We start from the raw sequence: 26281 nt of genomic DNA on the forward strand, positions 1-26281 counted from the left end.
TCGGCCTCTGCTCGTTCCCTGGCCCAGGCCAGAACCTCATCGGCATCAGCGTCCGTGACCTCGTGCGAGCGGCGTCGGCGAATTGGCACGCAGGAGGGAAGCGCCCAGCGGGGTGAGGGTGTGCAACATGGACGCGGCGTGCCGGTGGCTGACGACGAGGCCCGCGTCGCGCAGTGCCGTGGCGTGCTGGCTTGCGGATGACGCCGAGACGCCTGCCGCACGGGCGAGTTCGCCGGTGGTGGATCCGGCGGCGACGGCGCGCAGGACCGTGGCCCGGGTGCGGCCGAGCAGCGCCGCGAGGGGCGCGCCGGAGCCGAGGTCCTCCGGGAGCGACGCGTGGCCGGGCTCGTGGTTGAGCGCGTAGAGCAGAACGGGTTCCAGGTTCGTGTCGGCGAAGGCCACGGGGGTTCCCCAGCAGAAGTAGGACGGGATCAGAAGGATTCCGCGGCCTTTGAGGTGCAGGTCACGGTCCTTGGGATAGGAGGTCTGCAGGACAGGGCGCCGCCATTGAACGTTTGTCCCCAGGCCCTGGAGGATCCCTTCGGTTCCGTGGCTGAGTATGGCGCGGGCGTGCGCGGACCGCTCGGCCTCGACGCGGGCATGGATGCGGTCGCCGTACGGGGCGATCACGGTGTTGTAGTAGGTACGCATCGCTCGGACGAGTTCCTTGCGCGTGTCCCGCTCGGCAAGGCGGGGCGCCCAGGTGGGGGCGCCGCTGGTGCGGTCGAGGATGCTCACCTCGTGCAGGATCCTGCGGCGCGGCATGCTCAGGATGGCTTCCAGACCGGCGTCGAGTCCTTCGGCGCCCTCCGGAGGGGTGAGGAAGTCGGGGAAGTAGCGGGCGCGCGGGGCCAACGGCAGCAAGAGGGTGCGCAGGGCGTGGCCGAACCCCGCGGCGTGCAGGCGGGTGCGGGCGCCGCGGAACCAGTCCGCATAGGCCCAACGCCCTTGGCGGGACTGAAAACGGTGGAGGCTCGTGCAGATCTCCCATAGCGGGTCGGGCCTGCTCGCCATGCGGGTCCGGCCCAGATCGGCATCGGTGAAGTGGATGCGGAGCATTCGTTTCCCCCCTGTGGCCAGGGCTTTTCAGGCAGAGTGGAAAGCCCTGGCTGGCCATGCTCGCGTCAGCCATGCTCAGGTTCAACGCGGCGCGAGGGTGCGATTCCAGGCGTCGCAAGGATCTGACAAAAGGGGGATCTTCAGCAGATGACACGTCAATCCGTGCGCATTGTGGCCAGTTTCGCGATGGGTGCAAGCCTTCTGGCCGGCGTCGGTGTCGTCGCCACGTCGACATCAGCTTCTGCGGCAACGCCCAATTGCAACACCGTCTTCCAATGGGCGGACGGCAATTACAACGGGCAGAACGTTCATCTCAAGCTGCCTTCGTACACGGGCGGCCTGACCATGTGCAACATGGGCCCCGGCTTCACCGGGAACGAGGTCTACGCGCTCCAGCACGCCCTGGTGAAGTGCTACAAGCGAAACATCGTCATCGACGGGGAATTCGGCGACAACACCAAGAAGGCGCTCGCATACGCCCAGGGTGTCGAGGGGATCGATGACGACGGGCAGTACGGGCAGGTGACGCGAAAGAGCCTCAAGTGGCCACGGTATTACTCCAGTTTCCACACGTGGACCAAGACCTGCAAGCGCATCTGAATTCCTGAAGTGCGATAGCGCAAGATGCAGGGGCTGTTCCCCGAACCACGCTTCGGGGAACAGTCGGTCAGGACGCCGGCGGTACCCGCAGCGCGAGGGCGAGGCCCTGTTCGGCGTCGTCGTTGACCGCGTTGCGGAAAGCCTTGTCGTAGGCGTTGGCACCAGCCGCTTCACGCGCTTGGTGCTCCCATTGCTCACGGATCTCGGAGAGTTCGGGCGTGCCGCGATTCGGGTGCCCGAGCATGCGCCAGTACGTGAGTCCGGTGCCGGAGGTGCATGCGGCTCGGATTCCGTTGCCCTGAGCCGCGTTCGCACCGGTGAGCAGGTCGAGGGCCAGGGCGATGCCAAGGTTGTCGTTGAGGTGGTGCTTGCTGGTGAGCATGGCTCGCGCATGGCGCTCGGCAGCCTGTGGGTGGCCGCGGCGCAGGTCGATGAAGGCGAGCTGGTGGAACGCGTACGACCGTGCCCAGTGCTCGCCGTACTGGTGGCTGAGACTGCGCAGGGCGGTGGCCCCTTCGTAGGCCTCCTCCAGCCGGCCGAGCGCCGATTGGGCGAAGATCCTGATCACCATGCAGCAGAGCTGTGGCGCGCCTGCCGGGGGAGAGCTGGCGTAGGTGACCAGGGCGTGGTCACTCACCTCGTAGGCGGCCTGGGGGCGGCCGGCCATGAGGTGGGTGAGGCCCAGGGTGTGGGCGGCGAAGAGCGCGGACTGGGGTGTGCCGTCCTGGTCCTGCTGTGCGGCGACGGCGCACTCCTCCCCGACGCGCAGGGCGCTTTGATGGTCACCCTGGAGGGTGAGCGTGATGCCAAGGGCCCACAGTGCGCGTGTGCGGGGCGGACCGTCGGGGGCGTCGAGAGCGAGGGCGCGTTCGAGGTAGTCGCGTGATTCGTGCAGGTGTCCGCAACAGGGCCAGAAGAGGCCCGTTCGACCGGCCATCTCGATGGCGGCGTCCGGGTCCTCGGCGATGAGGTGGTCGAGTGCGGCGCGCACGTCGGCGTGGCTGTCGGAGATCCTGGCGTACCAGGCGACCTGCCGGTCGCTGAGCCAGCCCGCCTCGGCGCTCGCGATCAAGGTGGCGAAGTGCGCGGCATGGAGCTGAGTGAGGGCGTGCGTCTCACCGAGTTCGTCGAGCCACATCGCTCCGTACTCGCGCAGGGTGTCGAGCATGCGGTAGCGGGTGCCGTCCCGTTGGAGGACGGACTGGTCGGCGAGCCGCTCCAGGATCCGAGGGATCTCGCGGGTGCTGAGAGGGCCGCCGGCGCAGACGGACTGGGCGTCCGCCTGTTCCACGGGGCCGTGGAAGACGGAGAGCCTGGCCCAGACCAGGCGTTCGAGCGGGGCGCACAGCTCGTGGCTCCAGCCGATCGCGGTGCGAAGGGCTCGGTGGCGCATGGGCCATACGGTCTCGTCGATCAGCGTGTCGAGCCGCGAGCTCAGGCGCTCGGCGATCTCGACGAGGCTGTTCTCGCCCAGACGCGCGCAGGCGAGCTCGACGGCGAGGGGGATTCCCTCCAGTCGGTTGCAGATGCCGGAGATGACCTCGGCGTCGGCGGGGGAGGCGAGTGACACCCCGGGGGCGGCCGTTGCGCACCGCTCCCGAAAGAGGCGTACCGCCTCTCCGCCGTCCTCCGTGGAGAGCGGGGCGACCTCGATGCAGTGCTCGCCGTGGGTGGCCAGAGGTTGCCTGCTGGTGGCGAGGACGGTCAGCTGAGGGGCGGCGGCGAGAAGTTCACTGACGAGGTGCAGACAGGAGGAGAGCACCCGCTCGCAGCAGTCGAGGACGAGCAGGACCTGCCGGCCGGTCAGCCATTCGCACAGTCCTTCTATGGGAGCGCGCGGGTTGTGGTCCAGGAGGCCGACGGCGTCGCAGACCGTGGCGGTGAACAATCGGTCGTCGTGCAGGGTGGACAGGTCAGCCCACCAGACCCCGTCGGCGTACGCGCCCTGCACCTGCTCGGCGACGCGCAGCGCAAGGCGGCTCTTGCCGACACCGCCGCCCCCGGTGAGGGTGACGAGCCGGTGTTCGGTCAACGCCGAAGCGATGACGTCGAGTTCGCTGCTGCGGCCGACGAAAGTGGTCATCACAGCTGGGAGGTTGCCTACCACCCTCCTATCTTGCAGTGCCGCGGCGCGTGGCCACATCCCCTTGCGGGAAACGGTCACAAAGGATGACGTTTTTCAGTACACGGCGCGCGGGCTGACGCCGAGCGGCGCCCGGCCTCCGAGGCCGGGCGCCAGAGGGCGGGCGGGCAGGTGCGGTCGATCAGGCGCGGCCGGAACCCGCGAGGTTGTACCACTTGCCGCCCCGGCCGTCGGAGTCCAGGTCGACGTAGATCCGGCTGTCGCCGGTCAGCCCCTGGCGTCCGATGACGGCCTTGCTGTCGCAGTCGATGTTGACGCCGTCCTCCTGCGTGTTGATGGCCTTCGTGAAGTTGCACCGGCTGCGCTGGATGGTCACGCTGCCCCGGTCCACGCGCATCTCCACGATGAAGGAGTCGACCTTCCGGGCACCGCCGGTGTCCAGGACGCGGCCGTAGCCCTCGGCGCGGAACTTCGTCGAGGTCCAGCCGATGCAGTTCGCGTACTCGATGTCGATGTTCTCGCCGGACGTGTCGAGTTCCTTCAGCCACGTCTTGCCGCACCGCAGCCCATGGACTCCGGCGGCCTGTGCCTGAGGCGCGGTGGCCAGCGCCCCTGCGGCAGCCAGTGAAAGGGATACCAGTGCGGTGGTGAGAAACTTGCGCTGATGTGACATCAGGTGAGCCCCCGTTGTCGTTGGGATCCGGCCCCGGCCTGCACGCGTTCCGCGCGAGTGCCGGCGGGGCCAGGCTTTACGTATTGATCCGATCAGGGATGACCAACGGATCACCAACACGCGGCCAACGGTCACGCGTGCCGTTGATCGGTTGCCGGACTGGGTGCGGTGCCGCAGGATGCGGAGATGCGCTTCTCGGTCAACATTCCGAATTTCGGCGACTTCGCGGACCCCAGGACCGTGGCGAAGGTGGCCGTGGCGGCGGAACAGGCAGGGTGGGACGGGCTGTTCGTCTGGGACCACGTGCTGCATCGCGGGCACGGGGGCAGGCCCTTCGGAGACCCCTGGATGCTGCTGACCGCCGCCGCGCTCGCGACCTCCCGGATCAGGCTGGGGACGCTGGTCACTCCCGTCGCCCGCAGGCGCCCACAGCAACTCGCCCGCCAGGTGGCGACCCTGGATGCCCTCACCGGCGGCCGGGTCACCTTCGGGGCGGGGCTCGGCGGACCCGTCGAGGACGAGTACGCGAGCTTCGGCGACACCACGGACCCGAAGGAGCTGGCAGAGCGGCTGGACGAGGGACTGGACCTGCTCCAGCGCTACTGGTCGGGCGATCCGGTGAACCATGACGGACGGCACTACCAGGCACGGGACGTGACGCTGCTGCCCGCCACGGTGCAACGACCTCGGCCGCCGGTCTGGGTAGCCGGCTTCTGGCCGAACCGCCCTCCCACGCGCCGGGCCGCCCGCTGGGACGGCGCGGTCCCGCTGTTCGCCGACGCCAGACACGGCCATGCGCCGCCGATCGAACAGGTCCGCGACCTGGTGGCGTACGTGCGACGGCAGCGCGAGGACGCGGGCCGGTCCGGCACTCCCTTCGACATCGTCCTCGGCGGCGCCACACCGGGCGACGACGCCGCCAAGTCCCGTGACCTGATCGGCCCGTTGGCCGAGGCGGGAGCCACCTGGTGGGACGAGCGACAGATCCAGACCGACGACGGCCTCGACCGGCTCGCCCCGGTGCTGCGGCGTGTCGAACAGGGGCCACCGGTCCTGTGACGCGCCTCCGCCTTGCGTTGTTCGTGATGGAGGGGAGGAGTGGCTCCTCCGAGCACTCCTCCCCCTCCCGGTAGGCGAAGGGGGCTTCCGTTTCCGGCGAGTTGGGAGGCGTCGAGTACAGCGCGTCCAGGGGCGGTCATGACTGCCCCTTTCGTCAAGAGGCCGCCCTCAGTGTGTCGACTCCCGGGCCGTCGAGCTCGTCCAGTGCTTCTTGCCGCCCGGAGATGGCCAGCAGCAGGGAAAGCGCGGTTCCGCGCACTTGCGGGCCTTCGCCGACGCGCAAGTCGGCGTCGGTCGGCGCCAGTTGGACACCGGACACGCGCTCCTTGGCTCCACCGAAGGACGCTGACGTACGAGCCTGCAGGCGCAGCGACCTGACGACAGCCTCCGGCAGGTACGAGTGGGTGAGTCCCAGGGGGCGACGGATGTCCTCACCGTGGACGACTTCCTCGATGAGCCGGGTGTCGAGGGGTGCGGGAGGGCCCGATCTGCGTGAGGCCACCTGACGCAGCCGCTCCAGCGTCTCTTGTGGTGAGGCACCGCGCTCGCGATCCACACCGCGCGCGTTCTGCCGGTCGAAGTCGAAACGTGCCCGGACCATGCCACTCACGAAACCGAGGCGGGTCGTGCGAGCCGTGTCGACCAGGTGGGCGACCACGTCGTGCACGGTCCAGCCCGCACACATGGACGGGAGATCCCACTGCTTGTCATCGAGGGCGGCGAGGTCCTCGATCAGCGCCGCACGCTCGGCGTGTACCAGCGACCAGACATCATCTTTCACGGCTGTTCCTTTGTTCGACTCCAGTGTCTGTCAGGGAGACCCGAAGCACGGGAGGAACTCATCGCCGGGTTGGGGCATCCCTTGGAATGCTGCCGTCGCGGGGTCTTCCACGATGACGACGTCCCCGCGCGACTTGAGCACTTTTCCCCCCCGGGCGCCGTCGCCGTCGGATCCGGTGGGCACGCAAGCGATGACCAGCGGCCTATAGGCCTTCGAGGCCGATTCGAAGAGGGGGTCGTGCGATGTGGACGCTTCCCGCCCTCGGGTGCGCGCCGTCCATCGACGTCTCCAACGCCACGAGCCACAACCCCTACGGGCTCCCGGCGGAGCTCTGTTACCCCGGCAGCAGCCTCGCCGAGCAGCGCCAGGAGGCCCTGCCCGCCACGCAGGTCGTCAAGACGCACTTGCTGCGCCGCGGCGGATTCCATCCGTTCGTCGTCTCCATCGCACGCTGATACCCGGCATTCGCTCACGGAGCTCGATGCCAAGATGGGGCCGACGGGAGGTGCGGTGATGAGTTTCAGGCTGGCGGCATACGCCGTCTGCGTAGAGGAGGGGCGGGTCCTCCTGGCCCGGCACGTCTCACCCCATGGCGAGTCCAACTGGACGCTTCCGGGCGGCCGAGTCGAGCACGGGGAAGATCCGTACGAGGCGGTGATCCGGGAGGTCGCCGAAGAGACGGGCTGCTCGGCGCTGGTGGAACGCCTCCTGGGCGTGGACTCAAGGGTCATCCCCGCGGCCGAACGCACCGTCCCCGGCGGACCGGAGCACCAGAATGTCGGCATCTTCTACCAGGTGCGCATCACCGGTGGCCCACTCCGGCCCGAGCCGGGCGGCGAGATCGCCGAGTCGGTCTGGACTCCGATCTCCGACGTCGACGGCCTGCGCCGGTCATCGCTGGTCGACATCGGCCTCGACCTGGCGCGGACCCGCCCGGCGACCGGCCACGTCGCTCCTGTCCCGGTCGGCGGTCTGATCCAGCACTGATGCTGATGCACCCGACGGCGTCCGGTCACGTCGGATTTCCTGTCTGCTCACGCACCGAACAGCACTGCGGGGCCCCGGACAAAACCGCTGGTGGGGCAGGTCTAGGCTCGTGCCTGCCGAGTGCTCACCGAGCGAGGGGGAAGCGCGATGAAGGTAGTGCTTGCAGGAGGCACCGGGCAGGTCGGAGCCGTCCTGGACCGTGCGTTGACGGCCGCCGGGCACGATGTCGTCGTCCTGACCAGGAATCCCGTGCGTGCGCGCCAAGTCGCCTGGGACGGACGGACATCGGGCTCCTGGGCGGCGGAGATCGACGGCAGTGATGTCGTGGTCAACCTCGCGGGGCGCAGCGTGAGCTGTCGCTACACCGAGGCCAATCTGCGGGACATGATGGACTCGCGGGTGCAGTCCGCCGAGGCCGTCGGCGCGGCGATCGCCTCCGCGGCGAAACCGCCGGCGCTCTGGCTCCAGATGAGCACCGCCACGATCTACGCGCACCGCTTCGACGCACCTCACGACGAGGCGACGGGCGTCATCGGCGGTACGGAAGCGGGAGTTCCGGAGTACTGGGAGTACAGCGTACGTATCGCGAAGAACTGGGAGCGGGCCCAGCGGAAGGCCGCCACCCCGCACACCCGCAAAGTCGCTTTGCGCGCCGCCATGGTGATGAGCCCCGACCGGGGCGGTGTCTTCGACGTCCTGCTGCGGATGGCCCGGCTCGGCCTGGGTGGGCCGGTCGCGGGCGGAGCCCAGTACCTGTCCTGGATCCATGACCGGGACTTCGTGCGCGCGGTGGAGTTCCTGATCAGCCGCGACGACATCGAGGGCCCGGTGAACCTGGCCGCCCCCGGCCCGCTCCCGCACCGGGCGTTCATGCGGGACCTGCGGACCGCGGCAGGCGCGCGGGTGGGGCTCCCCGCCACCGAGTGGATGGCGGAGATCGGTGCCTTCGTCCTGCGCACGGACACCGAACTGCTCCTCAAGAGCCGCCGCGTGGTCCCGGGCCGACTGCTCGACGAGGGCTTCACGTTCGATTACGCCGCATGGCCGGACGCGGCGGCCGATCTCGTATGGCGCGCACGGGACCGCCGCTGAGTGGGGGCGGCCTGGACGACGGCGGACGGGGTTTGCGCGCCCGCGATGTCGGCGTGCGGAGAACCCCGACCGACCGACCGGCCACCGCCGCGGTGGAAGTGGCCGGGGGAGTGGCCCGCGCGCCCAGAGAGGCGCCCAGAGAGGCGCTCAGAGCGGCGCCCAGAGCGCCGCGCGGAGCCAGGCCCGTTGGCCGTCCGGCCGGGCGTCGTCCGCCGACGGCCACCTCTTGGCCTTCCGGCGAGTCAGACGACCGCCGACGCCATCCGCCGGACCGCCTCGGTGATCACTTCCGGTGAGGCGGCCAGGTTGAGACGTACGAAGCCCTCGCCGCCGGTGCCAAAGGCTCTCCCCGAACTCAGAGCGACGCGGCCGCGCTGCAGGAAGGCCTCGGCCGGGTCGTCGCCCAGGTCCAGTTCCCGGCAGTCCAGCCAGGCCAGGAAGGTGCCCTGCGCGGGCGCATAGCCGATGGAGGGCAGGTGCTCGGCCAGCAGAGAAGCCAGCAGCCGACGGTTGTCGTCGAGGCCACGGAGCAGCGCGTCGAGCCAGGCGCCCCCGTCCCGCAGGGCCGCCGTGTGGGCGATGACGCCGACATGACTGGGGCCGTGGCTGACCTCCTCCGGGATGCGGGCGAGGTCGTCGGCGGCTTCGGGTCCCGCGATGGCCAGGGCGGCCTTGAGCCCGGCCAGGTTCCAGGCCTTCGACGCCGACATCAGCGACAACCCGTTCTCTGCTCCGGGCACGCTCAGGAAGGGGACGAAAGAGGCGTCCGCAGCCACGATGGGGGCGTGGATCTCGTCCGCCACCACGCGTACGCCGTGCTCCCTCGCCAGATGCGCGATCCGCGTCAACTCGGCGGCGGTGTGCACGGTCCCGGTCGGATTGTGCGGGCTGCACAGCAGATACACGGGACGGTTCGCACCTCGTCCCGCACCTCGTCCTGGACCCCGTCCCGCACCCTGCGCCACACCTTGTGCCGAGCCCCGCGCCGCTCCCCGGAACGCGTCCTCCAGTACGGCGAAATCGATGCGCAGGTCCGGCCCCAGGGGTGCCTCGACGACGGGTCGGTCCAGGTTCCCGACGAACTGGTAGAAGGGCGGGTACACCGGACAGTTGACGATGACGGGGTCGCCCGGCGCGGAGACCAGCTTGAGCATCTCCACGATGCCGAGCATCACGTCGGGCACGATCGCCGTGCGCTCGACGGCAAGGCCGTCCCAGCTCCACCACTTGTGTGCGAACTCGGCCAGCGCCTCCGCGTAGGCCGTCCCGGCGGGATAGCCGGTGTCACCGAGCGCCACGGCGTCGGTGATCGCCTCGGCCACGGGCTCGGCCAGTGGGACATCCATCTCGGCGACCCACAGCGGCAGCACGTCGTGCGGGTAGGTCCGCCACTTCATGCTCGTACGCCGCCGCAGTTGCTCCAGCGAGAGGCGGCGCAGCGGATTCGATTCGTCCGGCATGACGAGATCACGCGACACAGATTCCATACGTCAAAAGTAGGCAGGCCCACGGGGATTCCTGCCCCCTTTGGCGCGATCGGTGCCCACGCGCAGCAGCCGTTTCACGCTCCAGTAAGGTGAGCCTAACTTGTGCACCCGTCAGTCTGTTCGCCTGCTCGCCGACCTTGAGGAACCCCGTGCCCGACGCCGCGACACCCATGACCGTCCCGTCCTTCGGCGGTAACGCCACGGCGCCGCACACCTGGCAAGAACTCCGCTCGGGCGAAGAGCTGACCGAACTGCTCGGCGAGCCGCACCCGATCGTCATCGACAAAGTCCACGACGAACTGACCTCGGACGACCTGGGGATATTGGCCCGCTCCCCGTTCTGCGTCCTCTCGACCTCGGATGCGGAAGGCAACTGCGACACTTCCCCGCGCGGCGACGCACCAGGTTTCGTGCACCACCTGGACGCACGCACCATCGCCCTGCCCGACCGTCCGGGCAACCGGCGGGGCGACAGCTTCCGCAATATCCTCTCGAACCCGCACGTGGGGCTGCTCCACCTGGTGCCGGGCAGTGCCGACATCCTGCGCATCAACGGCCGAGCACGGATCCTGACGGACGCCCCGTTCTTCGACTCGATGACCGTCAAGGGCAAGCGTCCCCAACTGGCGCTCGTCGTCGAGATAGACGAGATCTTCCTGCACTGCTCGCAGTCGCTGCGGCGTGCGGGGATCTGGCAGCCGGAGACATGGGCCCAGGACACGCCCCGCCCTTGAGCGGGACCGCCCTCGTGCGCCACCGGGTGCACCGCCGCGTGCACGGGCGCGGACCTTGTTGCCGGGGTTTCCTCCAGGTAGCACCCCGATGTATCGGGGGGTGGCCTGGATGGCCGGCCGTACCTGACCACTCCTAGCCTCGGCCCATGATCTTTCGTCGTACATGGGTGTCAGCCGCTGTCCTGACGTTGGCCGTGTCGGCTCCGCCGACCGCCGGGGCCTCCGCGGCCACGCCGCGCCCCTCGTCCGTGGACCCGTCGGTGGACCCCTCTGTGCAGCGTGACGCCGACGCGCTGCGCGATGCCGGGGTCACGGGGGTCTCGGTCCGTCTGGAGACCCCGCGCGGGACCGTCACGGCCCGCTCCGGAGTCGGTGACCTGGTCGATCGCCGCCCGGTTCCGAAGAACGGCTATCTGCGTCTGGGCAGCATCACCAAGACGTTCGTCGCCACCGTCGTCCTGCAACTGGTGGACGAGAAGCGGCTGACGCTCGACCAGCCGGTGGAGCAGCTGCTGCCCGGGGTCGTGTCCGGTGCGGGCAACGACGGCCGGACCGTCACGGTCCGCGATCTGCTGCGGCACACCAGCGGCCTGTACGACTACACGGCCGATGTGTTTCCCGACCCGAGCGCCCGGACGTACTACACCAAGCGGTGGCAGGCCTACCGGCCCGGACAACTGGTCGCCATGGCCATGCGCCACAAGCCCGCCTTCCCGCCAGGTACGGACTGGGCGTACTCCAACACGAACTACGTGCTCGCCGGAATGATCATCCAGAAGGTCACCGGCAGCTCCTGGGAACAGGAGGTCCACGACCGCATCCTGCGCCCTCTCGGGCTGCGCCATACGGACACCCCCGGCACCTCGCCCTTCCTCCCGCATCCGCACGCGGCCAACCATCAGCAGTTCGCCGAGGACGGCCCGATGGTCGACACCACGATCCCCTACCGCCCCTTCGACAGCGGTGCCGACGGTTCGATGACCGGCACGGCCCGCGAACTCAATCACTTCCTCACGGCCCTGGCCGGCGGACGGCTGCTGACGCCCGCCGCTCTCGCCGCCATGCGAACCGAGGTCCCGGTGCCGCAGGGCAGTGGCCACCCTGCGGGCACCCGGGACGGCCTGGGGCTGTTCTTCACCCCTCTGTCGTGCGGGGGTGGTTACCTCGGGCACGGTGGGAGCGGTTTCGGCTACCTCATCCGGGGCGCCACCACGACGGACGGCCGACGTTCGATCACCGTCTCCGCACACAGCCGCCCGGCGGATCCGCACACGGCGGCCCGCCAGGAGGACGCCCTGCGCGACCTGATCGACCACGCCCTCTGCCGCACCGCGTGAGCCGTCAGACGCTGTCAGACGCCGTCAGGCAATGTCCCGGCAGACCCCGGCAGACATCCGGTCAGCTGGTGGAGGTCGCCTCCGGCTGCGGTGCGGCGGGCTCTTCCGCCGGGGTGACCGCGGTGTAGAAGACGGAGGAGCCCTGCTTGGTGCGGTGGGCCCGGCCCTTGGCGACCAGACCCTCCACCGTGGTGCGCACCACGGTGGTCTTGATGGTGCGGTCGGGGCGGTCCTGAGCGAGTGCGGCTGTGATCTCGGCGGCGGAGCGCGGTTCGTTCTGCCGGCCGAGATGGTTGTCGATCAGCTCGACCAGGGTCGGCCCTGCCGCCGCCGCGGAAGGCTTCTTCGCCGCAGCCTTGGGCGCACTCCTGGGCGCCTTGTCCTTGGCCTTGTCTTTGTCCTTGGGCTTGGCAGCTGTGGGCTTCTTTGTTCGGGCCGCGCCGGAGTTGTTCGCACTTGCCCGGGGAGCGGGCACCGCCTTCTTGCGGGTTGACGTCTTCTTTGCGGCGGTCGCCGGGGTGCTCGGCGAGCCCAGTGCCTGCTGCATGCTCAACAACAACGCGTGGTCCTTCTCCAGCGCCTGCAACTGCTCCTGCAGGGCGGCAACTTCAGCACCGATGCGTTCTTGTTCCGTGCGGTTGGTCTCCAGGTCCGTGGCTACGCGGGCGGCGTACTGGGCCTGCACTCCGGCAGTTTCCGGCTGAACGTCTGACATGGCAGTGACCTTTCGTGAGCGCACGCGGTCGTGCGGGGGCGGGTCGTGCCCACGACTGAGCACTCCTGACGGGGGCATCTGAGCGCACCCCTGCAAGTTGGCTCCCCAACCTGCACCAGCAGTAACTCATGTGCGGTTAGCGAAGGCTACGTGCTTGTGACCGCGAGCGGGACGGACTGGGCGCAGACTCACCCTCATCTCCAGCGGGGACAGGGGAGTTCGGTGCCGCCACTGTGCGCGATCGGCGATGCCGTCACGGGAGTTGGGAGTTGCCATCGCGACGATCGGTGAGGGCTGTCAGATGGATGGGGCGGCGGGCGGCTGCCGCGCCCCCATTCCGGTGCCATCGCGGAATCCGTGACACATACGAGTGGAGACGAGACGCATCGTCTTGTATGGTGGGGGCATGGCTTTCTACTACTACGTCTGAGTCCGGGCACGGCCGATGCCGCCGTTTCTGCTGCCCGTAGACCCTTCGCATTCCCAGGGAAGCCTCATGCCCGAACGCACCCATAGCGCTGTGCCCGCTGCCGTGGCGCAGCTGTCCGTCAAAGACGTCACCAAGTCCTACGGCACCCGAACCGTCCTCGACCAGGTCTCCTTCACCGTCCGCCCGGGGGAGAAGGCCGCCGTCATCGGTGAGAACGGCTCCGGCAAGTCCACCTTGCTGCGGCTGCTCGCCGCGGCCGAGGCGCCGGACACCGGGGAGCTCACCGTCAGCTTCCCCGGCGGCACCGGCCACCTTGCCCAGACCCTCGACCTCGACCCGGACTGCACCGTGCAGGACGCCGTCGACCTCGCGCTGGCCGAACTGCGCGACATGGAGTGCCGGTTGCGCACGGCGGAGGAGCACCTCGGCGAGGCGTCGCAGGAGGAACTCGACGCGTACGGCGAGCTGCTGATCGCGTACGAGGAACGAGGCGGATACGAGGCGGACGCCCGCGTCGATGCCGCTGTGCACGGGCTCGGTCTTGCCGGGGTCACGCGCGAGCGTGCGCTCGGTTCGCTCTCCGGTGGCGAGCAGTCGCGGCTCGCGCTCGCCTGTGTGCTGGCCGCCGCTCCCGAGCTGCTGCTCCTGGACGAGCCGACGAATCATCTTGACGCGGCCGCGGTGCGCTGGCTGGAGGAGCACCTGCGCGCGCACCGCGGCACCGTCGTCGCGGTCACCCACGACCGCGGCTTCCTGGAGCGCATCGCCACCACGATCCTCGAGGTCGACCGGGACGCGCGCACGGTGCACCGGTACGGCGACGGATGGGCCGGTTACCGCGCGGCGAAGGCAAGCGCCCGACGCGGCGCGGAGCAGGCGCACGCCGACTGGCGTGAGGAGGTGGCCCATGCCGAGGAGCTGCTGGAGGCCGCCGGAAGGCGCCTTGCCACGACCGGCGGGGATCCGCGGCAGGGCTTCGGCAAGCATCGCCGCTCGCACGAGGCGAAGCTCGGCGGGCAGGTGCGATCCGTTCGGGAGCGTCTTGCCCACCTGCGGCGCAACCCGGTGGCTCCGCCGCCCGAACCGCTGCGGTTCACCGCGGCCCTGTCCGCGGTGGGCGGCGCGCATCCAGGAGAGTGCCCTGCGCCAGGCTCTCGGCCCGGCTCGGGCGGAGGATTCCCGCTTGCCGAGCTCGACGGAGTACGCGTCGGCGAGCGGCTGCGTGTGGAGGGACTCCTGGCGATCGCGCCCGGACAGCGGCTGCTGGTCGCGGGCGAGAACGGGGCAGGCAAGACGACGCTGCTGCGTGTCCTCGCGGGCGACCTGGAGCCGGACGCGGGAACGGTGCGCCGACCGGCCCGGATCGGGTACCTCGCGCAGGAACTGCCCGCACGCTCCACGCGGCTCCCGCTGCTCGCCGCTTTCGCGGCGGGGCGGGCCGGTCTGCCGGAGGAGTACGCCGATGAGCTGCTGGCACTGGGGCTGTTCCGTGAGCAGGACCTGGACGTCCCGGTGACGGCGCTGTCCGCGGGGCAGCAGCGGCGCCTGCAGATCGCGAGGCTGGTGACCCGGCCCGCGGACCTCCTCGTACTCGACGAGCCGACGAACCACATCGCGCTCGACCTGGTCGAGGACCTGGAGGCGGCTCTCGCGGCCTACCCAGGGGCGGTGGTCGCGGTCTCCCACGACCGCGGCTTCCGCGAGCGTTTCCCGGGGGAGCGGTTCGAACTGCGCGACGGCCGCAGGTGATGCCCTTCGCCCAGCTGTCGAGCTGGTGGGGTACCTCAAGCCGGCCGTCGGTCAGGGGCATGCGATGCCGTTCGCCGGAGGTGATCTGACATCCTGTCAAGGTGCGCGTACTGATCGTGACGGCAGGCAGCTGGGGTGATGTCGCCCCCTACACGGGGCTGGGCGTGCGGCTGCGCTCCGCGGGGCATGAGGTCGCCCTCGCCACCCATGAGCGCTTCGAGCAGGCGGTGACCGCGCACGGACTCGGCTTCCGTGCCTTGCCTGTCGACCCGCGCCAGGAGCTGGCCTCGCAGGCCGGCCAGGGGTTGGCCAGAGCGGTCAGTCCACCCGTGGCCATGGCACGAGTGGCGCGCATGGCGAGGGCGTTCATGCCCCGGCTGAGCCACGGCGTCGCAGACGCCGTACGGGAAGGCACGGACGTCGTGCTCAGCTCCACGGTCACCGACCCCATGTGCGCGACGCTCGGTGAGGCGCTGGGGCTGCCGAGCATCGGGGTCTACCTCCAGCCGGTCCAGCCCACGGGCGCCTTTCCGCCGGTGGTCACCGGTGCTCGCTCGTTCGGATCGCACGGCAACCGCCTGGCTTCCTATGCCCTGTGGGCCGGCGCCGACCGGATCTTCGCCCCCGCCGTCGGTGCGCTGCGCCGCGAACTGGGCCTGCCGCGAAGGAGGTTCGGCGGCATGCGGGGCCTGCCGCGCGGGCGCACCGTCCTGCACGGCTTCAGCCCGCGGGTCGTCCCTCGCCCGGCGGACTGGCCCCAAGGGCACGAGGTCGGGGGCTATTGGTGGCCCCAGGTCCCGCCCTCTTGGGAGCCCGACCCGCGGTTGCTGGACTTCCTCGGCGCGGGCCCGCCACCGGTGTTCGCCGGCTTCGGCAGCTTTGTCACCGCCGATGCCGAGCGCCTGAGCACCCTGCTCGCCGACGCCATGCGCCGTGCGAAGGTACGCGGCATCATCCAGGCGGGCTGGAGCGGTCTGCACGCCGAGAGCGACGACCTGATCACCGTGCAAGAAGTGCCCCATGCCTGGCTGTTCCCCCAGACCGCTGCCGTCGTCCACCACGCGGGGGCGGGCACCACCGCGGCCGCACTGCGCGCGGGAGTCCCCTCCGTGCCCGTTCCGGTCCAACTTGACCAGCACTTCTGGGCCGCCCGCCTCCACGCCCTGGGTGCCGCACCGCGCCCCATGCGCTACCAGCACCTGACCGCGCGCCACCTCTCCCAGGCGATCACCACAGCCGTGCAGGGCCCTGGCTTCCGCGCACGCGCCCGCGACATCGCCGCCGCACTCGCCCACGAGGACGGCGCGCGTCACGTCCTTGCGGCCGTCGAGCGGCTTGCTCCCTCGGGCGGCATACTCTGAGCCGCGTCCGCACGATCGGGGAGAGTCATGACAAGTAGGTTCACCGAGTTGACCGTTGACTGCCACGATCCGGAGAGGCTCGCGGCCTTCTGGTGCGCGGTCCTGGACTTCAAGGTGATCGACCGGAGCGAGGGCAAGGTCGAGATCGGCTCCTGGGTGCCGACCGTCGAGGATGTCCGGGCCCGCCAGATGCCGCCCACCCTGCAGTTCATCCAGGTGCCCGAGGGCAAGACAGTGAAGAACCGCATTCACCTCGACGTCAGCCCGATCGACGCCAGCACCGAGGACGAGGTGGCCAGATTGCTGGGGCTCGGCGCCACCACGACGGATGTGGGCCAGGGGCCCGACCGGAACTGGGTGGTCATGGCCGACCCCGAGGGCAACGAGTTCGACGTCCTGCGCACCCTGGCGCCGTAGAACCAGGCGGCGAGCGGGCATGCACGGGCGAAGACCGCCCGTGCCCCGGATGCTCACGCCCGCCGCGGGCCGATGATGCTCACGCCCGCCGCGGGCCGGTGGCGCCGCGGCGGGACCGCCCCGCCTGTCAGCGGACGTCGATGACGGCTTTGCCCGGCACACGGCGGTCGACCAGTTCGGTGGCCGCCCGTGCCACCTGCGTCCAGTCGGTGCGCAGGGCGACTTGCGGGTCCAGTTCGCCGCGGGCGGTGAGCGCGGCGAGCCAGGTGAGATCGGCCCCAAGGCCGGCTGAATCGTCCAGCAGGTAGAAGGTGGCGATCTGGCGGTTGTGGCGATGGGCGTTGCCGAAGAGGGCGCCGAAGGGGAACTGCTCACCCTCACCGGATATGTGCCCCGCGGCGACCAGCACCCCGTGCTCGGCCAGGGCGCCGTGCGCGGCGACCATGTGCGCGCCGCCGACGAGTTCGACCACGCCGTGTACCGGTTCGATGTGCTGAAGTGCGGCCAGGTCGGTGACGACTTCGTGGGCCCCGAGCTCACGCAGTGAGTCGGCCTTCGCCGGGTCGCTGGTCACCGCGGTGACATGGGCGCCGCCCCGGGCCGCGAGCTGCAGGGTGAAGCGGCCGACACCGCCGCCCGCGCCGGTCACCAGGACCCGCCGTCCCAGGATGGGGCCGATGCGGTGCAGCGCACGGAGCGCACTGCCCGCCGCGACGGGCAGTGCGCTGATCGGGCCCAGGTCGGCTCCCTCGGGCACCGTGCCGATCAACTCAGTTTCCACGGCGCGCAGTTCGGCCCATGCGCCGTCCGTTCCCAAGGTGACGACGGGTGTGCCGACCGGCGGGCCGGAGCCGTCGGCGGCCGCCCGGACCACCATGCCTGCGGCGTCCCAGCCGGGCACCGTGCCGGCTTCGCCGTCGGGGACGACGTGATGGACCTCGCCGGAGTTGAGGGAGAACGAGTGGACCTGTACCAGGGCCTGGTGGGCGGTGGGTTCGGGGTTGGCGACCTCGGTGAGAGCGAGATGTCCGGGTGCCGTGTGATCGATCGTCAGTGCCTTCATGGTCGGAGATAGTGCCACTGAGTGGCATAAGCCCACAAGGGGCAATAGCTGCTGATAGGCTGCGCCCGTGGAGAACGCCCCGAAGGACCTACCGCTGCGCGAGCGCAAGAAGCTGCGCACTCGCCAGGCTCTGGTCGACACGGCCCTGGAGCTGTTCGCCGAGCGGGACTTCGCCGCCGTCACGCTGGACGAGATCGTCGATGCGGTGGAGGTCTCCAAGCGCACCTTCTTCCGTACGTTCCCCTCGAAGGAAGACGTGGCGCTGGCCCCGGAGAAGGAGCTGTGGGCGGCCTACACCGCGGACATCGAGTCCCGGCCCCTGTCCGGCGAGCACTTGCTGAGTGCCTACGAAGGTGCGCTGTTCGCGGCGGTGGAGCAGATGGCCGACGGGTGGGAACGGCGCTTCCTGGTCAGCCGAAGCCTCGCCGACCGCACCCCGGCGCTGACCGCACACAGTCTGCGCGACTGCTCCGAGGTGTCCGAGCGGGTCGTCCGGATCGTGGCGGACCGACTGGCACCGCATTCCCTCGGCCGCACCGAACTGCGCCTGCTGCTCGACCTCATGCTCGCCGCCTGGCGCTGTGCGCTGGAGGCCTGGACCGCATCGGACGCCGCTCGGCAGGACCGCGCGGCACTCATCGGGAACGTGCGTGAAGCCTTCGCGGCGATCCCCGCAGTCGCGGCCCTGGCGGCGCGAGGAGCAGTTCCTCAAGCACGGTGAGGCAGGTGCGTGACCTCCCAGGCCGCTTCGATCATCTGGAAGATCTCGTCCACGGCGGCCTCCGGATCGGCCGCCTCGCGGGCCAGTGAATGAGCGTCGATCGCGAACCTGGCGATCGTCCGGCAGGCCGTCGTGGACCGTGACAGGCCGGGATCGGCGGCGATGGCCGTGGCCAGCGACTCCGCGTGGCGCAGCCTCATCGACTCCTCGTACTCCCGCAGGGCGGGTGAGGCGTCGATCATGCGCCAGATCGGGGCGGCGCCGTTCGCCGTGCAGTGGAGCACCAGGGCAAGGATCTCGCGGCGCAGCGCGGGGATGAGCGGTTCGTGCGGCGCCCGGCCGGTGACCGCCTGCGTGAGGCGTTGCTCGAAGTCGGCGTCCTGCTCGAACACCAGGGCCTCTTTCGAGGCGAAGTGGGAGAAGAGCGTGGTCACGGCCACATCGGCATCGGCGGCTACATCGCGGATGCCCACCGCGTCGTATCCGCGTTCCAGGAAGAGCCGCAGGGCGCTGTCAGCGATCTTCTGACGGGTCGCGGCCTTCTTGCGTTCGCGGCGTCCGGGCGGCTCGGTCATGACCTGACGCTATCAGATACAAAGCCATAACAACTCCAAAACACTAACCGTTAGTGCTACGGTTGTTCGCATGAAGAGAGTGAGCTTCGCCGAGTTCGGCGGTCCGGACGTTCTGCAACTCATAGACGCCGAGGAGCCCCACGCGGGCCCCGGCCAGGTACGCATAGCCGTGCGGGCGGCGGGCGTGAACCCCGTCGACTGGAGGATCCGTGAAGGCCAGCTCCTGAAGGCCCACCCGATCGAGTTGCCTGCCGGCGTGGGGCTGGATGCCTCCGGGGTGGTGGATGAGATCGGGGAGGGCGTCGAAGGGGTCGAGGTCGGCGACCACGTCTTCGGCGAAGGGCCGAGCACCTACGCCGAGTTCGCCGTGCTGTCCGCCTGGGCCCGTATGCCCGAGGGCCTGACGTTCGAAGAGGCGGCGGGGTACCCCTCCGTGGTGGAGACCGCGCTGCGCATCATCCGCGAGGTCGGTGTACGGCCCGGACAGACGCTGCTGGTCAGCGGCGCGTCCGGGGGAGTCGGATCGGCGGTGCTGCAGGTTGCCCGTGACCGGGGCATCACGGTGATCGGCACGGGTGGGGCAGCGAATCAGGACTATCTGCGCAGCCTGGGTGCTCTCGCGACGACGTACGGCGAGGGCTGGGTCGAGCGGGTGCGGCAGCTCGGTCATGTCGACGCTGCTCTCGACCTGGCCGGGACGGGTGTCATCCGCGAACTCGTCGAACTGACCGGGGACCCGCGGAAGGTCATCTCCATCGCCGACCTCGCCGCGCCGGAACTCGGCGTCCGGTTCTCCGGCGTGGCCGGGAGCGTGCCGGAAGCGCTCGCCGAGGCCGCCGACCTCATCGCGCGGGGAAAGCTCCACATCCCGGTCGAGAAGTCGTACACGCTCGCAGAGGCCGCGGCGGCGCACATCGACAGCCGTACGGGCCACACGCGCGGGCGCCGGGTCATCGTCGTCTGAGCCGTTGCCTGCTCGGTTCGCGGCACTGCTCAGTCCGCGGCACCGGTGAGTTCACGGCAACCGGTGAGTTCACGGCACCGGCAGGCTGAATTGAGTGGCGCCGGTGAGGATCTTCGCCCTGAGCAGGTGAGTCGGTCCTGAACTCGGTTGCGGTCAGGGCTGGTTGGGTCCGACCCCTACGGGGTCATTCAGGGTCTTGCCGGATGTCGGGCGGAGCCCGCGGCGGGTGAAGATCGAGACCTTGGACGAGCCGAGGGAGCAGGCACCGTGGTCGACGGTCATGGATCGGGTGGGCGGGGCAGCCGCCGTGGGAGAGGGCGGTTGCCCCTTGTCTGGGGTGCGACGCTCGCTGTGATGGTCAGTTTCCTGGGTGTGGAGGTTGCGACCGGGGCGCCCGGTGGACGGGAGGGCGGAGAGGCGGGCGAGGCGCGGGTGCCGGGGCCCGCGGGGGCGGGCTCGCGCATCATCTGGAAGCCGTGCGAGGAGGACGCCTCAGCGGAGTGCGGTGGCCTCTCGGTGCCGGTGGACTGGGGCGAGCCGGACGGGGAGAGGTTCGACCTCCGGCTCGCCCGGCGCAAGGCCACCGACTCCGGTGCACGGGTGGGCTCCATGGTGTTCGGACCTGGCGGGCCCGGGGACTCGGGTGTGGAGCGGATCGTGGACAAGGGCAACATGCGCCGGTTCAGCGACAACCTCCGCAGCCGCTTCGACATCGTCAGCTTCGACCCGCGCGGCGTGGGGATCAGCAACCCGATCCGCTGCTCGCGGGAGCGCCTCGACCGGCGTCCGCCGACCGTCATCCAGAGCCAGGCCGCGTTCGACGCCACGGTGAAGTACAACCGCGGCCTGCGCGAGGACTGCAGGAGGAACACCGAGAAGGGGCTCTTCGATCACGTCGACACCCTCAGCATGGTGAAGGACCTCGACGCCGTGAGGGCAGCACTCGGCGAGCGGACCCTCACCTTCCACGGCAGTTCGTACGGAACGCTGCTCGGCGAGCAGTATGCGGAGCAGTACCCGAAACGGGTGCGCGCCCTGGTCCTGGAGTCAGTGGTGGACCACAGCCTGGGCACGAGGGACTTCCTCACCACCCAGGCCGCCACGCTGCAGGACTCCTTCGACGAGTTCGTGGCCTGGTGCGGACGGACCAAGAGCTGCGCCCTGCACGGCTCGGATGTGCGGGCGCTCTGGGCGGAACTTTTGGACCGGGCCGAGCGTGGGGAGCTGCGGGACAACGGCAAGGTGCTGGCTCCGTTCGACCTGAACGTCCTGGTGATGAAGATGCTGTACGACCCGAAGTGGGCGGAGCTGGGGGAGTTCCTGCAGGGGCTGAGCGAGAGCAAGGCGGGGACGGGTCGGGTGGCCGCAGAGGCCGAGGGCAAGCCTGAACCCGCCCTCGGATCCAGTCCGTTTGAGATCTTCTGCCAGGACTGGAGCCTTCCGGTCCGCGATTACGGGGACTACAGACGGGAGTTGCGGCGCGTCGCCAGGGTCGCGCCGGACATGAGGTATCCCCGAGCCCTGATGTCCGTCTCGGCCTGCCTGGGCGCCCCGGCACCCGACAATCCGCAGCATCGGCTGAAGGTGCGGAACAGCAGGACCATCCTGCTGACCAACTCGCTCCACGACCCGGCAGCCGGCTACAACTGGGCGACCAATGTCGCCGGTCAACTCGGCCGCAACGCGGTCCTGCACACCTACGAGGGCTGGGGCCACGGGACGTACTCCAGCAGCCCCTGCGCACAGCGGACGATCGACGACTACCTGATCGCGTCGAAGGTCCCGGCCCGCGGCGCGACGTGTCCGGCCGTCGGCAGGTAGCGCGGTGCGCGCCAGGCCTTCAGCCGGTGCTCCACCGCGGCGCCCAGAGACAGGAGCTTGGCGTCCTGGTGGTCGCCGGCCATCAGGAGCAGGCCGACCGGCAGTTCGTTCACGGACCCGGCGGGTACCGAAAGGGACGGATATCCGGCGACGGCCGCAGGTGTGGAGGAGGGGATGACGTCGTTGTCGCCGCGCGCGCAGTCCGTCGTCCAGGCGGGTGGGTTCGTGGGCGCGGTGATGGCGTCCAGGTGATGGGTGGCCATGGTCTCGTCGGTGGAACGTCGGGACAGGTCCTTCAACTCGGCCCGCATGGCCCGGTACTTGGGGTCGGTGGTGGGCGGTGCGGCGAGTGCCTGCTCGAACAGTTCCTGGCCGGCGAAACAGGTCTGTTCCTCGGGGTGGCTGCGGTTGAACTCGATCAGCTCGGCGAGGTTCCGGGGTGCTCCTTCGCGCGTGCCGAGGTAGGCGTCGATGTCCCGGTGGAACTCGCTGAGCAGCGCCGGGAATTCGAGTTCGGCGAGCCGCGCCTGGTACGGGGGTGTCACCTCGACGACCACCGCTCCGGCCTTGCGCAGCTTCTTCGCCGTACGGGTCATCACCGCGTCGACGTCGGCTCCGAGCGAGGGCAGGCGCCACAGGCCGATCCGCTTGCCGCGGAGGCTGGTTCCGTGCTCCGCCGCAGCGTCCTTGGCCGGGAGGCCGGACGGACTCGGGTTGCTCTGGAGTCCCGGGAGCCCCTGAAGGGCGTCCGAGCGGTCGCCGTCACCACGCGAGCCCTTGCCACCGCTCAGCACCGAGAGCGTGAGCGCGGTGTCGATCACGTTGCGTGCCATGGGCCCGGCCGTGTCCTGCTCGGCCGAGATCGGCACCACCCCCGACTGGCTGACCAGGCCGAGGCTGGGCTTGTGGCCGACGACGCCGTTCATCCCGGCCGGGCACACGATGGAGCCGTCCGTCTCGGTGCCGATCGCCACCTGCGACAACGACGCGGCGAGCGCGGCCGCCGAGCCGGAGGAGGAACCGCACGGGTTGCGGTCGAGGACGTAGGGGTTGTTGGTCTGCCCGCCCACCGCCGACCAGCCCGATGTCGGCTTCGCCGCGCGGAAGTTGGCCCACTCGGACAGGTTGGTCTTGCCGAGGATCACCGCCCCCGCCTTCCGCAGCCGGGTCACCAGCGTGGCATCGGTGCCGGGCGGCCTCCCGGCGAGCGCGAGCGATCCGGCTGTGGTCGGCATGTCACGGGTGTTCACGTTGTCCTTGAGCAGGACGGGGATGCCGTCCAGTGGCCCAAGGGTCTTGCCGTGCCGGTGCCTGGCGTCGCTGGCGGCCGCCTGGCGCAGGGCCGTCGGGCTGGTGCGCAGCACCGCGTGGATCTTGGGATCGACGTCCTCGATCCGCCGCAGATAGGCCCGGGTCAGCGTCGACGAGGTCAGCGAGCCGGCCGCCATGCGTGCCTGTAACTGCGGAATCGTCACGGTGTCCAGGTCGACTCCAGGTGAGAGCGCCGACCCGGCCGGCGCCGACGAACTGTCGGTGCCAGGCTCGGCGGCCTGCGCACCGGCATGCGGTACGCCCGTCAGAAGGGACCCCGCGACGAGGGCGGCGGTCATTGCGGCAATGCTCCTCTTCCCCATGCGCATCAGCGGACCACTCGGGCGGCGTCCGGCGCAAGGGTGCGGGGCTTCCGCGGATCCCCCTGCTGCGGCGGGCCGCGCATGCCCCAACCTGCCGGTGGCCGGGCTAGACATGCAGCGCCGTGGGGTGGCTCGCCGGCGCGTCCACCGGGGCGAACTGGGGGTCCAGCGTGATCGACATGAAGAGATCGCCCTTGTACATGGGCGTCGCGCTGACCCGTCCCATCTGGGGATCGATCCACACGACCTTGCCCTGGTAGTTGACGCCGGCGACGGCGTGTACGTGCCCCCTCTCCCCGTGCCTGAACACGATCATGCTTGCGGAGCCGTGCCCCGCACTCTTCAGCCGGCTCGCCACCGCCTGCCACACGTCCTGGACTTGATCCTTCGGGTTCGACTCCGTCGTTCTCCAGTTGCTCCGCAGCCAACGCTTGGTGCGGACAGCGCCGTCCGCCTCGAGTTCCATGTCCCCCGAGTTGTGGACCCCGGCGGCCACCGTGGGGTTGCCGGACCAGGACGCCAGGAAACTGCGTACCGCGTCGCAGCAGTTGCGGCGGGTACGCACCGCCCTCCTCGTCCCTCCTCGGGTTGACCGCCTTCAACCAGTCCGCAGCTCCGCCGGAGCTGGTCAAGGGACCCTTGGGGTCGATCTTGTTGAGCTTCTGGGTGAGCGGACCCACGAGGGAGTAGCCGAACGCGGTCGGGTCGGGGAACTGCTCGTACCCGCCGCCCTGAGTCTTGGGGAAGATGCTCTCCAGGTGGGCCTGGTCCTCCGGCCTCGGCGGCTTGAGCTGACCCGGGCCGAATTCCCGCACATCGTTCACCAGCGCGTTGGACGGCGCCGTGGCCCCGGCCGGCTGCACGGTCGACCCGTGTCCGGGGCGGGCACCGTGAACATGCCGCTGTGCCTCAATGACCCGCGTCGCCACGGTGTTGCCGACGTCCTGCTGGAGCGCCAGCATTCGAGCCCCGTCCATCGAACGGCCGGGGATCGCCGGAGCCGCCACGCTCGCGCCCGACGGGGTGATTCCGGACGCGGGCTCCGTCCGAGAAGCGGGGAGTCGGGCAACGGAGTCGGGCCGTTCTTCCCGCTCGCTTGCACGCACGACGGGCCACCTCTCTGTTGACGTCGTCACGCCAGGTCTAGCAGCGAACGCACGGCACCCGGGAGGTCCACAAGGGCAAGGTTGCCCACGCTCGGGCACACCTGGGGGAGACGAGAGGAACGTCCTTTCGGGCATGACGGGGTGACGGGGTGACGGGCGCCACCGTGCGGGCCGAGCGGGGCCGTGTCGACGTCACCAAGACGCGGCCTCCGGCGGATGACGCCCCGCCCGGCTCACCAGGTCTTGCCCGCCTGCTCCCGGACCGTGCGGTTGAGCCGGTTGAAGAAGTTGGTCAGCGCGATCTCCAGGGTGATCGCGCCCAACTGCTGCTCGCTGAAATGGTCGGCGGCGGCGTCCCAGATCTCATCGGTCACGCCCGGTGCGCCGTCCTGGATGCGGGTGGCGGCCTCGGTCAGGGCGAGTGCCGCCCGCTCCTGCTCGGTGTAGAAAGGCGTCTCGCGCCACGCGACCACATTGTGCAGCCGCTCGTCCGTCTCACCGGCCTTCTTCGCCGCCTCGGTCGAGGCGAAAACGCACGGGCTGCAGGCGTTGATCTGGCTGGTCCGCAGATGGACCAGGGACAGCAGCCGGCCGTCCACGCCCCCTGCGTGAATCGCCTTGTAGAGGTGCTGAATTGCTGTGATCACGTCGGGGTCGGCCGGGCTGTTCAAGCGTGCTTCCATCGGTCCTGCTCCTTCGTCGCTGGTTCATCGCTGGGTTGATCGGTTACCTGCGCCCCTTGGGGCCCGTCATCACCCATGACGGAGCAGCGCCGAGGAAGGTAACGACATGACTGACACCAGGCCGACGGACCCGATGGCCGCGACGTTCGAGGCCCAGCGCGAGCGGCTGCGCGCGGTCGCCTACCGCATGCTCGGATCGCACGCCGACGCCGAGGACGCGGTCCAGGAGGCCTGGCTTCGCCTCTCCCGACAGGACGCGACGGCCATCCACAACCTCGCCGGCTGGCTGACCACGGTGGTCGGCCGGATCAGCCTCGACGTCCTGCGATCGCGCCAGGCCCGCCCGGAGGCGTCCTACGACGACCGCCTCCCCGAGCTCGTGGTGACGCTCGACGACGGGCCTGCTCCCGAGGACGACGCGGTGCTCGCCGACTCGGTCGGGCTCGCGCTGCTCGTCGTCCTGGAGTCCCTCAAGCCGAGCGAGCGGCTGGCGTTCGTGCTGCACGACCTGTTCGCGGTGCCGTTCGACGAGATCGGCCAGATCCTCGGCAAGTCCACCGCCGCGACGAAGATGCTCGCCAGCCGCGCCCGCAGGAAGGTACAGACGACGGAGCGGCCGACGAGCGCCGGACGGGAGCAGCGGGAGGTGGTCCAGGCCTTCCTGACCGCGGCTCGAATCGGCGATTTCGAGGAGTTGCTGCGGGTGCTCGACCCCGAGGTGAGACTGACCCTCGACACCCCGTCCGGCGAAGTCGTCGTGCTCGGCGCCACCCGGGTCGCGGCCGGTGCGCAACTGTCCGCCAGCGCGGCCGCATCGGGGCGGTCGGTGCTCGTCAACGGCCTCCCGGGGGTCATTTCCTGGCGCGAGGACGGTGCCCCTGCCTCGGTCCTCGCGTTCACCGTCGTCGACGGCCGGATCACCGGCATCACGGCCATGATCGACCCGGACAAGCTCAAGCTGATGGACCTGCCGGATCCGGCGTGAGTCCCCGCTGGTGCGGGTCCACGACCCGCCCCGGCCTTCTGCGCTCTTCGTAGCCCCCGATGAGAGCCCCGCCCCATGTCGTCCGCCACGACGAAGCCGGGGTCGGGCCCACTGCCCTAGCTTCCGGTCATCCGGTTCAGGAACCGGATGACCGCAGCGACCGAA

25 protein-coding genes and 1 pseudogene are annotated in these 26281 nt (G+C 70.0%); 14 read left to right on the top strand and 12 right to left on the bottom strand.

The genetic code is table 11. The annotated features are described in order from the left end of the window. Window positions 1-45 precede the first annotated feature (45 nt). The gene (locus AC07AG_RS04220) at window positions 46-1059 is read right to left on the bottom strand and encodes an ArsR family transcriptional regulator (RefSeq protein ID WP_478751638.1); all 1014 of its coding nucleotides are present in this window, start codon (window positions 1057-1059) and stop codon (window positions 46-48) included. A gap of 147 nt (window positions 1060-1206) precedes the next feature. Between AC07AG_RS04220 and AC07AG_RS04225 the strand changes: the two genes are divergently transcribed. Then, on the top strand, window positions 1207-1659 hold the full coding sequence (locus AC07AG_RS04225) for a peptidoglycan-binding domain-containing protein (RefSeq protein WP_478751640.1): 453 nt from the start codon (window positions 1207-1209) through the stop codon (window positions 1657-1659). A gap of 67 nt (window positions 1660-1726) precedes the next feature. On the opposite strand, the gene AC07AG_RS04230 is transcribed toward AC07AG_RS04225, so the two are convergent. Then, window positions 1727-3742 carry an ATP-binding protein gene (locus AC07AG_RS04230; RefSeq protein WP_478751642.1) on the bottom strand — a complete coding sequence of 672 codons (2016 nt, stop codon included), beginning with the start codon at window positions 3740-3742 and terminating at the stop codon, window positions 1727-1729. Between the two features lie 181 nt (window positions 3743-3923). Further along, window positions 3924-4415 carry a hypothetical protein gene (locus AC07AG_RS04235; protein WP_478751643.1) on the bottom strand — a complete coding sequence of 164 codons (492 nt, stop codon included), beginning with the start codon at window positions 4413-4415 and terminating at the stop codon, window positions 3924-3926. Window positions 4416-4601: 186 nt separating this feature from the next. Between AC07AG_RS04235 and AC07AG_RS04240 the strand changes: the two genes are divergently transcribed. Beyond that, entirely contained in the window at window positions 4602-5474 is an 873-nt protein-coding gene (locus AC07AG_RS04240) for an LLM class flavin-dependent oxidoreductase (RefSeq protein WP_478751645.1), read from the top strand. 154 nt (window positions 5475-5628) lie between these two features. Here AC07AG_RS04240 and AC07AG_RS04245 read toward each other — a convergent pair whose 3' ends face one another. Both AC07AG_RS04245 and AC07AG_RS04250 read right to left on the bottom strand, forming a co-directional pair. Next, a complete protein-coding gene (locus tag AC07AG_RS04245; RefSeq protein ID WP_478751647.1) occupies window positions 5629-6255 on the bottom strand; it encodes a maleylpyruvate isomerase family mycothiol-dependent enzyme in 627 nt (208 codons plus the stop codon). Between the two features lie 30 nt (window positions 6256-6285). After that, window positions 6286-6453, bottom strand: a complete 168-nt coding sequence (locus AC07AG_RS04250; RefSeq protein ID WP_478752224.1) for a chemotaxis protein CheB — start codon at window positions 6451-6453, stop codon at window positions 6286-6288. An 80-nt stretch (window positions 6454-6533) separates the two neighbouring features. Here AC07AG_RS04250 and AC07AG_RS04255 point away from each other — a divergent pair. The 3 genes and pseudogenes from AC07AG_RS04255 to AC07AG_RS04265 all read left to right on the top strand — a co-directional run. After that, window positions 6534-6656: pseudogene (locus AC07AG_RS04255) on the top strand (NADPH-dependent F420 reductase); the annotation flags it as partial. A 112-nt stretch (window positions 6657-6768) separates the two neighbouring features. Continuing rightward, complete coding sequence (locus tag AC07AG_RS04260) at window positions 6769-7242, top strand: NUDIX hydrolase (RefSeq protein ID WP_478751649.1); 474 nt, start codon at window positions 6769-6771, stop codon at window positions 7240-7242. A 147-nt stretch (window positions 7243-7389) separates the two neighbouring features. Then, the gene (locus AC07AG_RS04265; protein ID WP_478751651.1) at window positions 7390-8334 is read left to right on the top strand and encodes a TIGR01777 family oxidoreductase; all 945 of its coding nucleotides are present in this window, start codon (window positions 7390-7392) and stop codon (window positions 8332-8334) included. Window positions 8335-8576: 242 nt separating this feature from the next. Here AC07AG_RS04265 and AC07AG_RS04270 read toward each other — a convergent pair whose 3' ends face one another. Beyond that, complete coding sequence (locus AC07AG_RS04270; RefSeq protein ID WP_478751653.1) at window positions 8577-9821, bottom strand: MalY/PatB family protein; 1245 nt, start codon at window positions 9819-9821, stop codon at window positions 8577-8579. A 170-nt stretch (window positions 9822-9991) separates the two neighbouring features. Here AC07AG_RS04270 and AC07AG_RS04275 point away from each other — a divergent pair, with 170 nt between their 5' ends. Together AC07AG_RS04275 and AC07AG_RS04280 are read left to right on the top strand one after the other, a co-directional pair. Next, window positions 9992-10555, top strand: coding sequence for an MSMEG_1061 family FMN-dependent PPOX-type flavoprotein (locus AC07AG_RS04275; protein ID WP_478752226.1), 564 nt, complete (start codon window positions 9992-9994; stop codon window positions 10553-10555). A 146-nt stretch (window positions 10556-10701) separates the two neighbouring features. Then, window positions 10702-11892, top strand: coding sequence for a serine hydrolase domain-containing protein (locus AC07AG_RS04280; RefSeq protein WP_478751655.1), 1191 nt, complete (start codon window positions 10702-10704; stop codon window positions 11890-11892). A gap of 61 nt (window positions 11893-11953) precedes the next feature. Here AC07AG_RS04280 and AC07AG_RS04285 read toward each other — a convergent pair whose 3' ends face one another. Then, window positions 11954-12607, bottom strand: a complete 654-nt coding sequence (locus AC07AG_RS04285) for a hypothetical protein (protein ID WP_478751657.1) — start codon at window positions 12605-12607, stop codon at window positions 11954-11956. 496 nt (window positions 12608-13103) lie between these two features. On the opposite strand from AC07AG_RS04285, the gene AC07AG_RS04290 reads away from it, so the two are divergent. From AC07AG_RS04290 to AC07AG_RS04300, 3 genes are all read left to right on the top strand, one after another. Continuing rightward, window positions 13104-14786, top strand: coding sequence for an ABC-F family ATP-binding cassette domain-containing protein (locus AC07AG_RS04290; protein WP_478751659.1), 1683 nt, complete (start codon window positions 13104-13106; stop codon window positions 14784-14786). Between the two features lie 101 nt (window positions 14787-14887). Continuing rightward, entirely contained in the window at window positions 14888-16147 is a 1260-nt protein-coding gene (locus AC07AG_RS04295; protein WP_478751661.1) for a glycosyltransferase, read from the top strand. Window positions 16148-16174: 27 nt separating this feature from the next. Continuing rightward, a complete protein-coding gene (locus AC07AG_RS04300; protein WP_478751663.1) occupies window positions 16175-16564 on the top strand; it encodes a VOC family protein in 390 nt (129 codons plus the stop codon). A 127-nt stretch (window positions 16565-16691) separates the two neighbouring features. Here AC07AG_RS04300 and AC07AG_RS04305 read toward each other — a convergent pair whose 3' ends face one another. After that, entirely contained in the window at window positions 16692-17627 is a 936-nt protein-coding gene (locus AC07AG_RS04305; RefSeq protein ID WP_478751664.1) for a zinc-binding dehydrogenase, read from the bottom strand. 67 nt (window positions 17628-17694) lie between these two features. Between AC07AG_RS04305 and AC07AG_RS04310 the strand changes: the two genes are divergently transcribed. Next, window positions 17695-18348 carry a TetR/AcrR family transcriptional regulator gene (locus tag AC07AG_RS04310; protein WP_478751665.1) on the top strand — a complete coding sequence of 218 codons (654 nt, stop codon included), beginning with the start codon at window positions 17695-17697 and terminating at the stop codon, window positions 18346-18348. Here the strand turns inward: AC07AG_RS04310 and AC07AG_RS04315 are convergent. After that, the gene (locus AC07AG_RS04315) at window positions 18336-18923 is read right to left on the bottom strand and encodes a TetR/AcrR family transcriptional regulator (RefSeq protein WP_478751666.1); all 588 of its coding nucleotides are present in this window, start codon (window positions 18921-18923) and stop codon (window positions 18336-18338) included. The genes AC07AG_RS04310 and AC07AG_RS04315 overlap by 13 nt on opposite strands. Before the next feature lie 70 nt (window positions 18924-18993). On the opposite strand from AC07AG_RS04315, the gene AC07AG_RS04320 reads away from it, so the two are divergent. Both AC07AG_RS04320 and AC07AG_RS04325 read left to right on the top strand, forming a co-directional pair. Continuing rightward, complete coding sequence (locus tag AC07AG_RS04320; protein ID WP_478751668.1) at window positions 18994-19887, top strand: NADP-dependent oxidoreductase; 894 nt, start codon at window positions 18994-18996, stop codon at window positions 19885-19887. A gap of 354 nt (window positions 19888-20241) precedes the next feature. Beyond that, window positions 20242-21708 (top strand): alpha/beta fold hydrolase, encoded by a 1467-nt coding sequence (locus AC07AG_RS04325; protein WP_478751670.1) that lies wholly within the window; start codon window positions 20242-20244, stop codon window positions 21706-21708. On the opposite strand, the gene AC07AG_RS04330 is transcribed toward AC07AG_RS04325, so the two are convergent. The 3 genes from AC07AG_RS04330 to AC07AG_RS04340 all read right to left on the bottom strand — a co-directional run bounded on the left by AC07AG_RS04330 (window position 21648) and on the right by AC07AG_RS04340 (window position 25131). Next, on the bottom strand, window positions 21648-23342 hold the full coding sequence (locus AC07AG_RS04330; RefSeq protein ID WP_478751671.1) for an amidase family protein: 1695 nt from the start codon (window positions 23340-23342) through the stop codon (window positions 21648-21650). The genes AC07AG_RS04325 and AC07AG_RS04330 overlap by 61 nt on opposite strands. A 106-nt stretch (window positions 23343-23448) precedes the next feature. Further along, a complete protein-coding gene (locus AC07AG_RS04335; protein WP_478751673.1) occupies window positions 23449-23907 on the bottom strand; it encodes a toxin glutamine deamidase domain-containing protein in 459 nt (152 codons plus the stop codon). Between the two features lie 774 nt (window positions 23908-24681). Then, the gene (locus AC07AG_RS04340) at window positions 24682-25131 is read right to left on the bottom strand and encodes a carboxymuconolactone decarboxylase family protein (protein ID WP_478751675.1); all 450 of its coding nucleotides are present in this window, start codon (window positions 25129-25131) and stop codon (window positions 24682-24684) included. A 106-nt stretch (window positions 25132-25237) separates the two neighbouring features. On the opposite strand from AC07AG_RS04340, the gene AC07AG_RS04345 reads away from it, so the two are divergent. Then, window positions 25238-26116, top strand: a complete 879-nt coding sequence (locus AC07AG_RS04345) for a sigma-70 family RNA polymerase sigma factor (RefSeq protein ID WP_478751676.1) — start codon at window positions 25238-25240, stop codon at window positions 26114-26116. Window positions 26117-26281 lie beyond the last annotated feature (165 nt).

The sequence above is a fragment of the Streptomyces sp. NPDC044044 genome, from assembly GCF_056434405.1.

What these genes read in the sequence shown, in the direction of transcription:
- AC07AG_RS04265 (WP_478751651.1), top strand. Translation starts at nt 7,390, where the DNA reads ATGAAGGTAGTGCTTGCAGGAGGCACCGGGCAGGTCGGAGCCGTCCTG.
- AC07AG_RS04320 (WP_478751668.1), top strand. Translation starts at nt 18,994, where the DNA reads ATGAAGAGAGTGAGCTTCGCCGAGTTCGGCGGTCCGGACGTTCTGCAA.
- AC07AG_RS04260 (WP_478751649.1), top strand. Translation starts at nt 6,769, where the DNA reads ATGAGTTTCAGGCTGGCGGCATACGCCGTCTGCGTAGAGGAGGGGCGG.
- AC07AG_RS04275 (WP_478752226.1), top strand. Translation starts at nt 9,992, where the DNA reads ATGACCGTCCCGTCCTTCGGCGGTAACGCCACGGCGCCGCACACCTGG.
- AC07AG_RS04285 (WP_478751657.1), bottom strand. Translation starts at nt 12,607, where the DNA reads ATGTCAGACGTTCAGCCGGAAACTGCCGGAGTGCAGGCCCAGTACGCC.
- AC07AG_RS04280 (WP_478751655.1), top strand. Translation starts at nt 10,702, where the DNA reads ATGATCTTTCGTCGTACATGGGTGTCAGCCGCTGTCCTGACGTTGGCC.
- AC07AG_RS04340 (WP_478751675.1), bottom strand. Translation starts at nt 25,131, where the DNA reads ATGGAAGCACGCTTGAACAGCCCGGCCGACCCCGACGTGATCACAGCA.
- AC07AG_RS04300 (WP_478751663.1), top strand. Translation starts at nt 16,175, where the DNA reads ATGACAAGTAGGTTCACCGAGTTGACCGTTGACTGCCACGATCCGGAG.
- AC07AG_RS04305 (WP_478751664.1), bottom strand. Translation starts at nt 17,627, where the DNA reads ATGAAGGCACTGACGATCGATCACACGGCACCCGGACATCTCGCTCTC.
- AC07AG_RS04240 (WP_478751645.1), top strand. Translation starts at nt 4,602, where the DNA reads ATGCGCTTCTCGGTCAACATTCCGAATTTCGGCGACTTCGCGGACCCC.
- AC07AG_RS04225 (WP_478751640.1), top strand. Translation starts at nt 1,207, where the DNA reads ATGACACGTCAATCCGTGCGCATTGTGGCCAGTTTCGCGATGGGTGCA.
- AC07AG_RS04290 (WP_478751659.1), top strand. Translation starts at nt 13,104, where the DNA reads ATGCCCGAACGCACCCATAGCGCTGTGCCCGCTGCCGTGGCGCAGCTG.
- AC07AG_RS04235 (WP_478751643.1), bottom strand. Translation starts at nt 4,415, where the DNA reads ATGTCACATCAGCGCAAGTTTCTCACCACCGCACTGGTATCCCTTTCA.
- AC07AG_RS04220 (WP_478751638.1), bottom strand. Translation starts at nt 1,059, where the DNA reads ATGCTCCGCATCCACTTCACCGATGCCGATCTGGGCCGGACCCGCATG.
- AC07AG_RS04325 (WP_478751670.1), top strand. Translation starts at nt 20,242, where the DNA reads ATGGTCAGTTTCCTGGGTGTGGAGGTTGCGACCGGGGCGCCCGGTGGA.
- AC07AG_RS04270 (WP_478751653.1), bottom strand. Translation starts at nt 9,821, where the DNA reads ATGGAATCTGTGTCGCGTGATCTCGTCATGCCGGACGAATCGAATCCG.
- AC07AG_RS04345 (WP_478751676.1), top strand. Translation starts at nt 25,238, where the DNA reads ATGACTGACACCAGGCCGACGGACCCGATGGCCGCGACGTTCGAGGCC.
- AC07AG_RS04315 (WP_478751666.1), bottom strand. Translation starts at nt 18,923, where the DNA reads ATGACCGAGCCGCCCGGACGCCGCGAACGCAAGAAGGCCGCGACCCGT.
- AC07AG_RS04330 (WP_478751671.1), bottom strand. Translation starts at nt 23,342, where the DNA reads ATGGGGAAGAGGAGCATTGCCGCAATGACCGCCGCCCTCGTCGCGGGG.
- AC07AG_RS04230 (WP_478751642.1), bottom strand. Translation starts at nt 3,742, where the DNA reads ATGACCACTTTCGTCGGCCGCAGCAGCGAACTCGACGTCATCGCTTCG.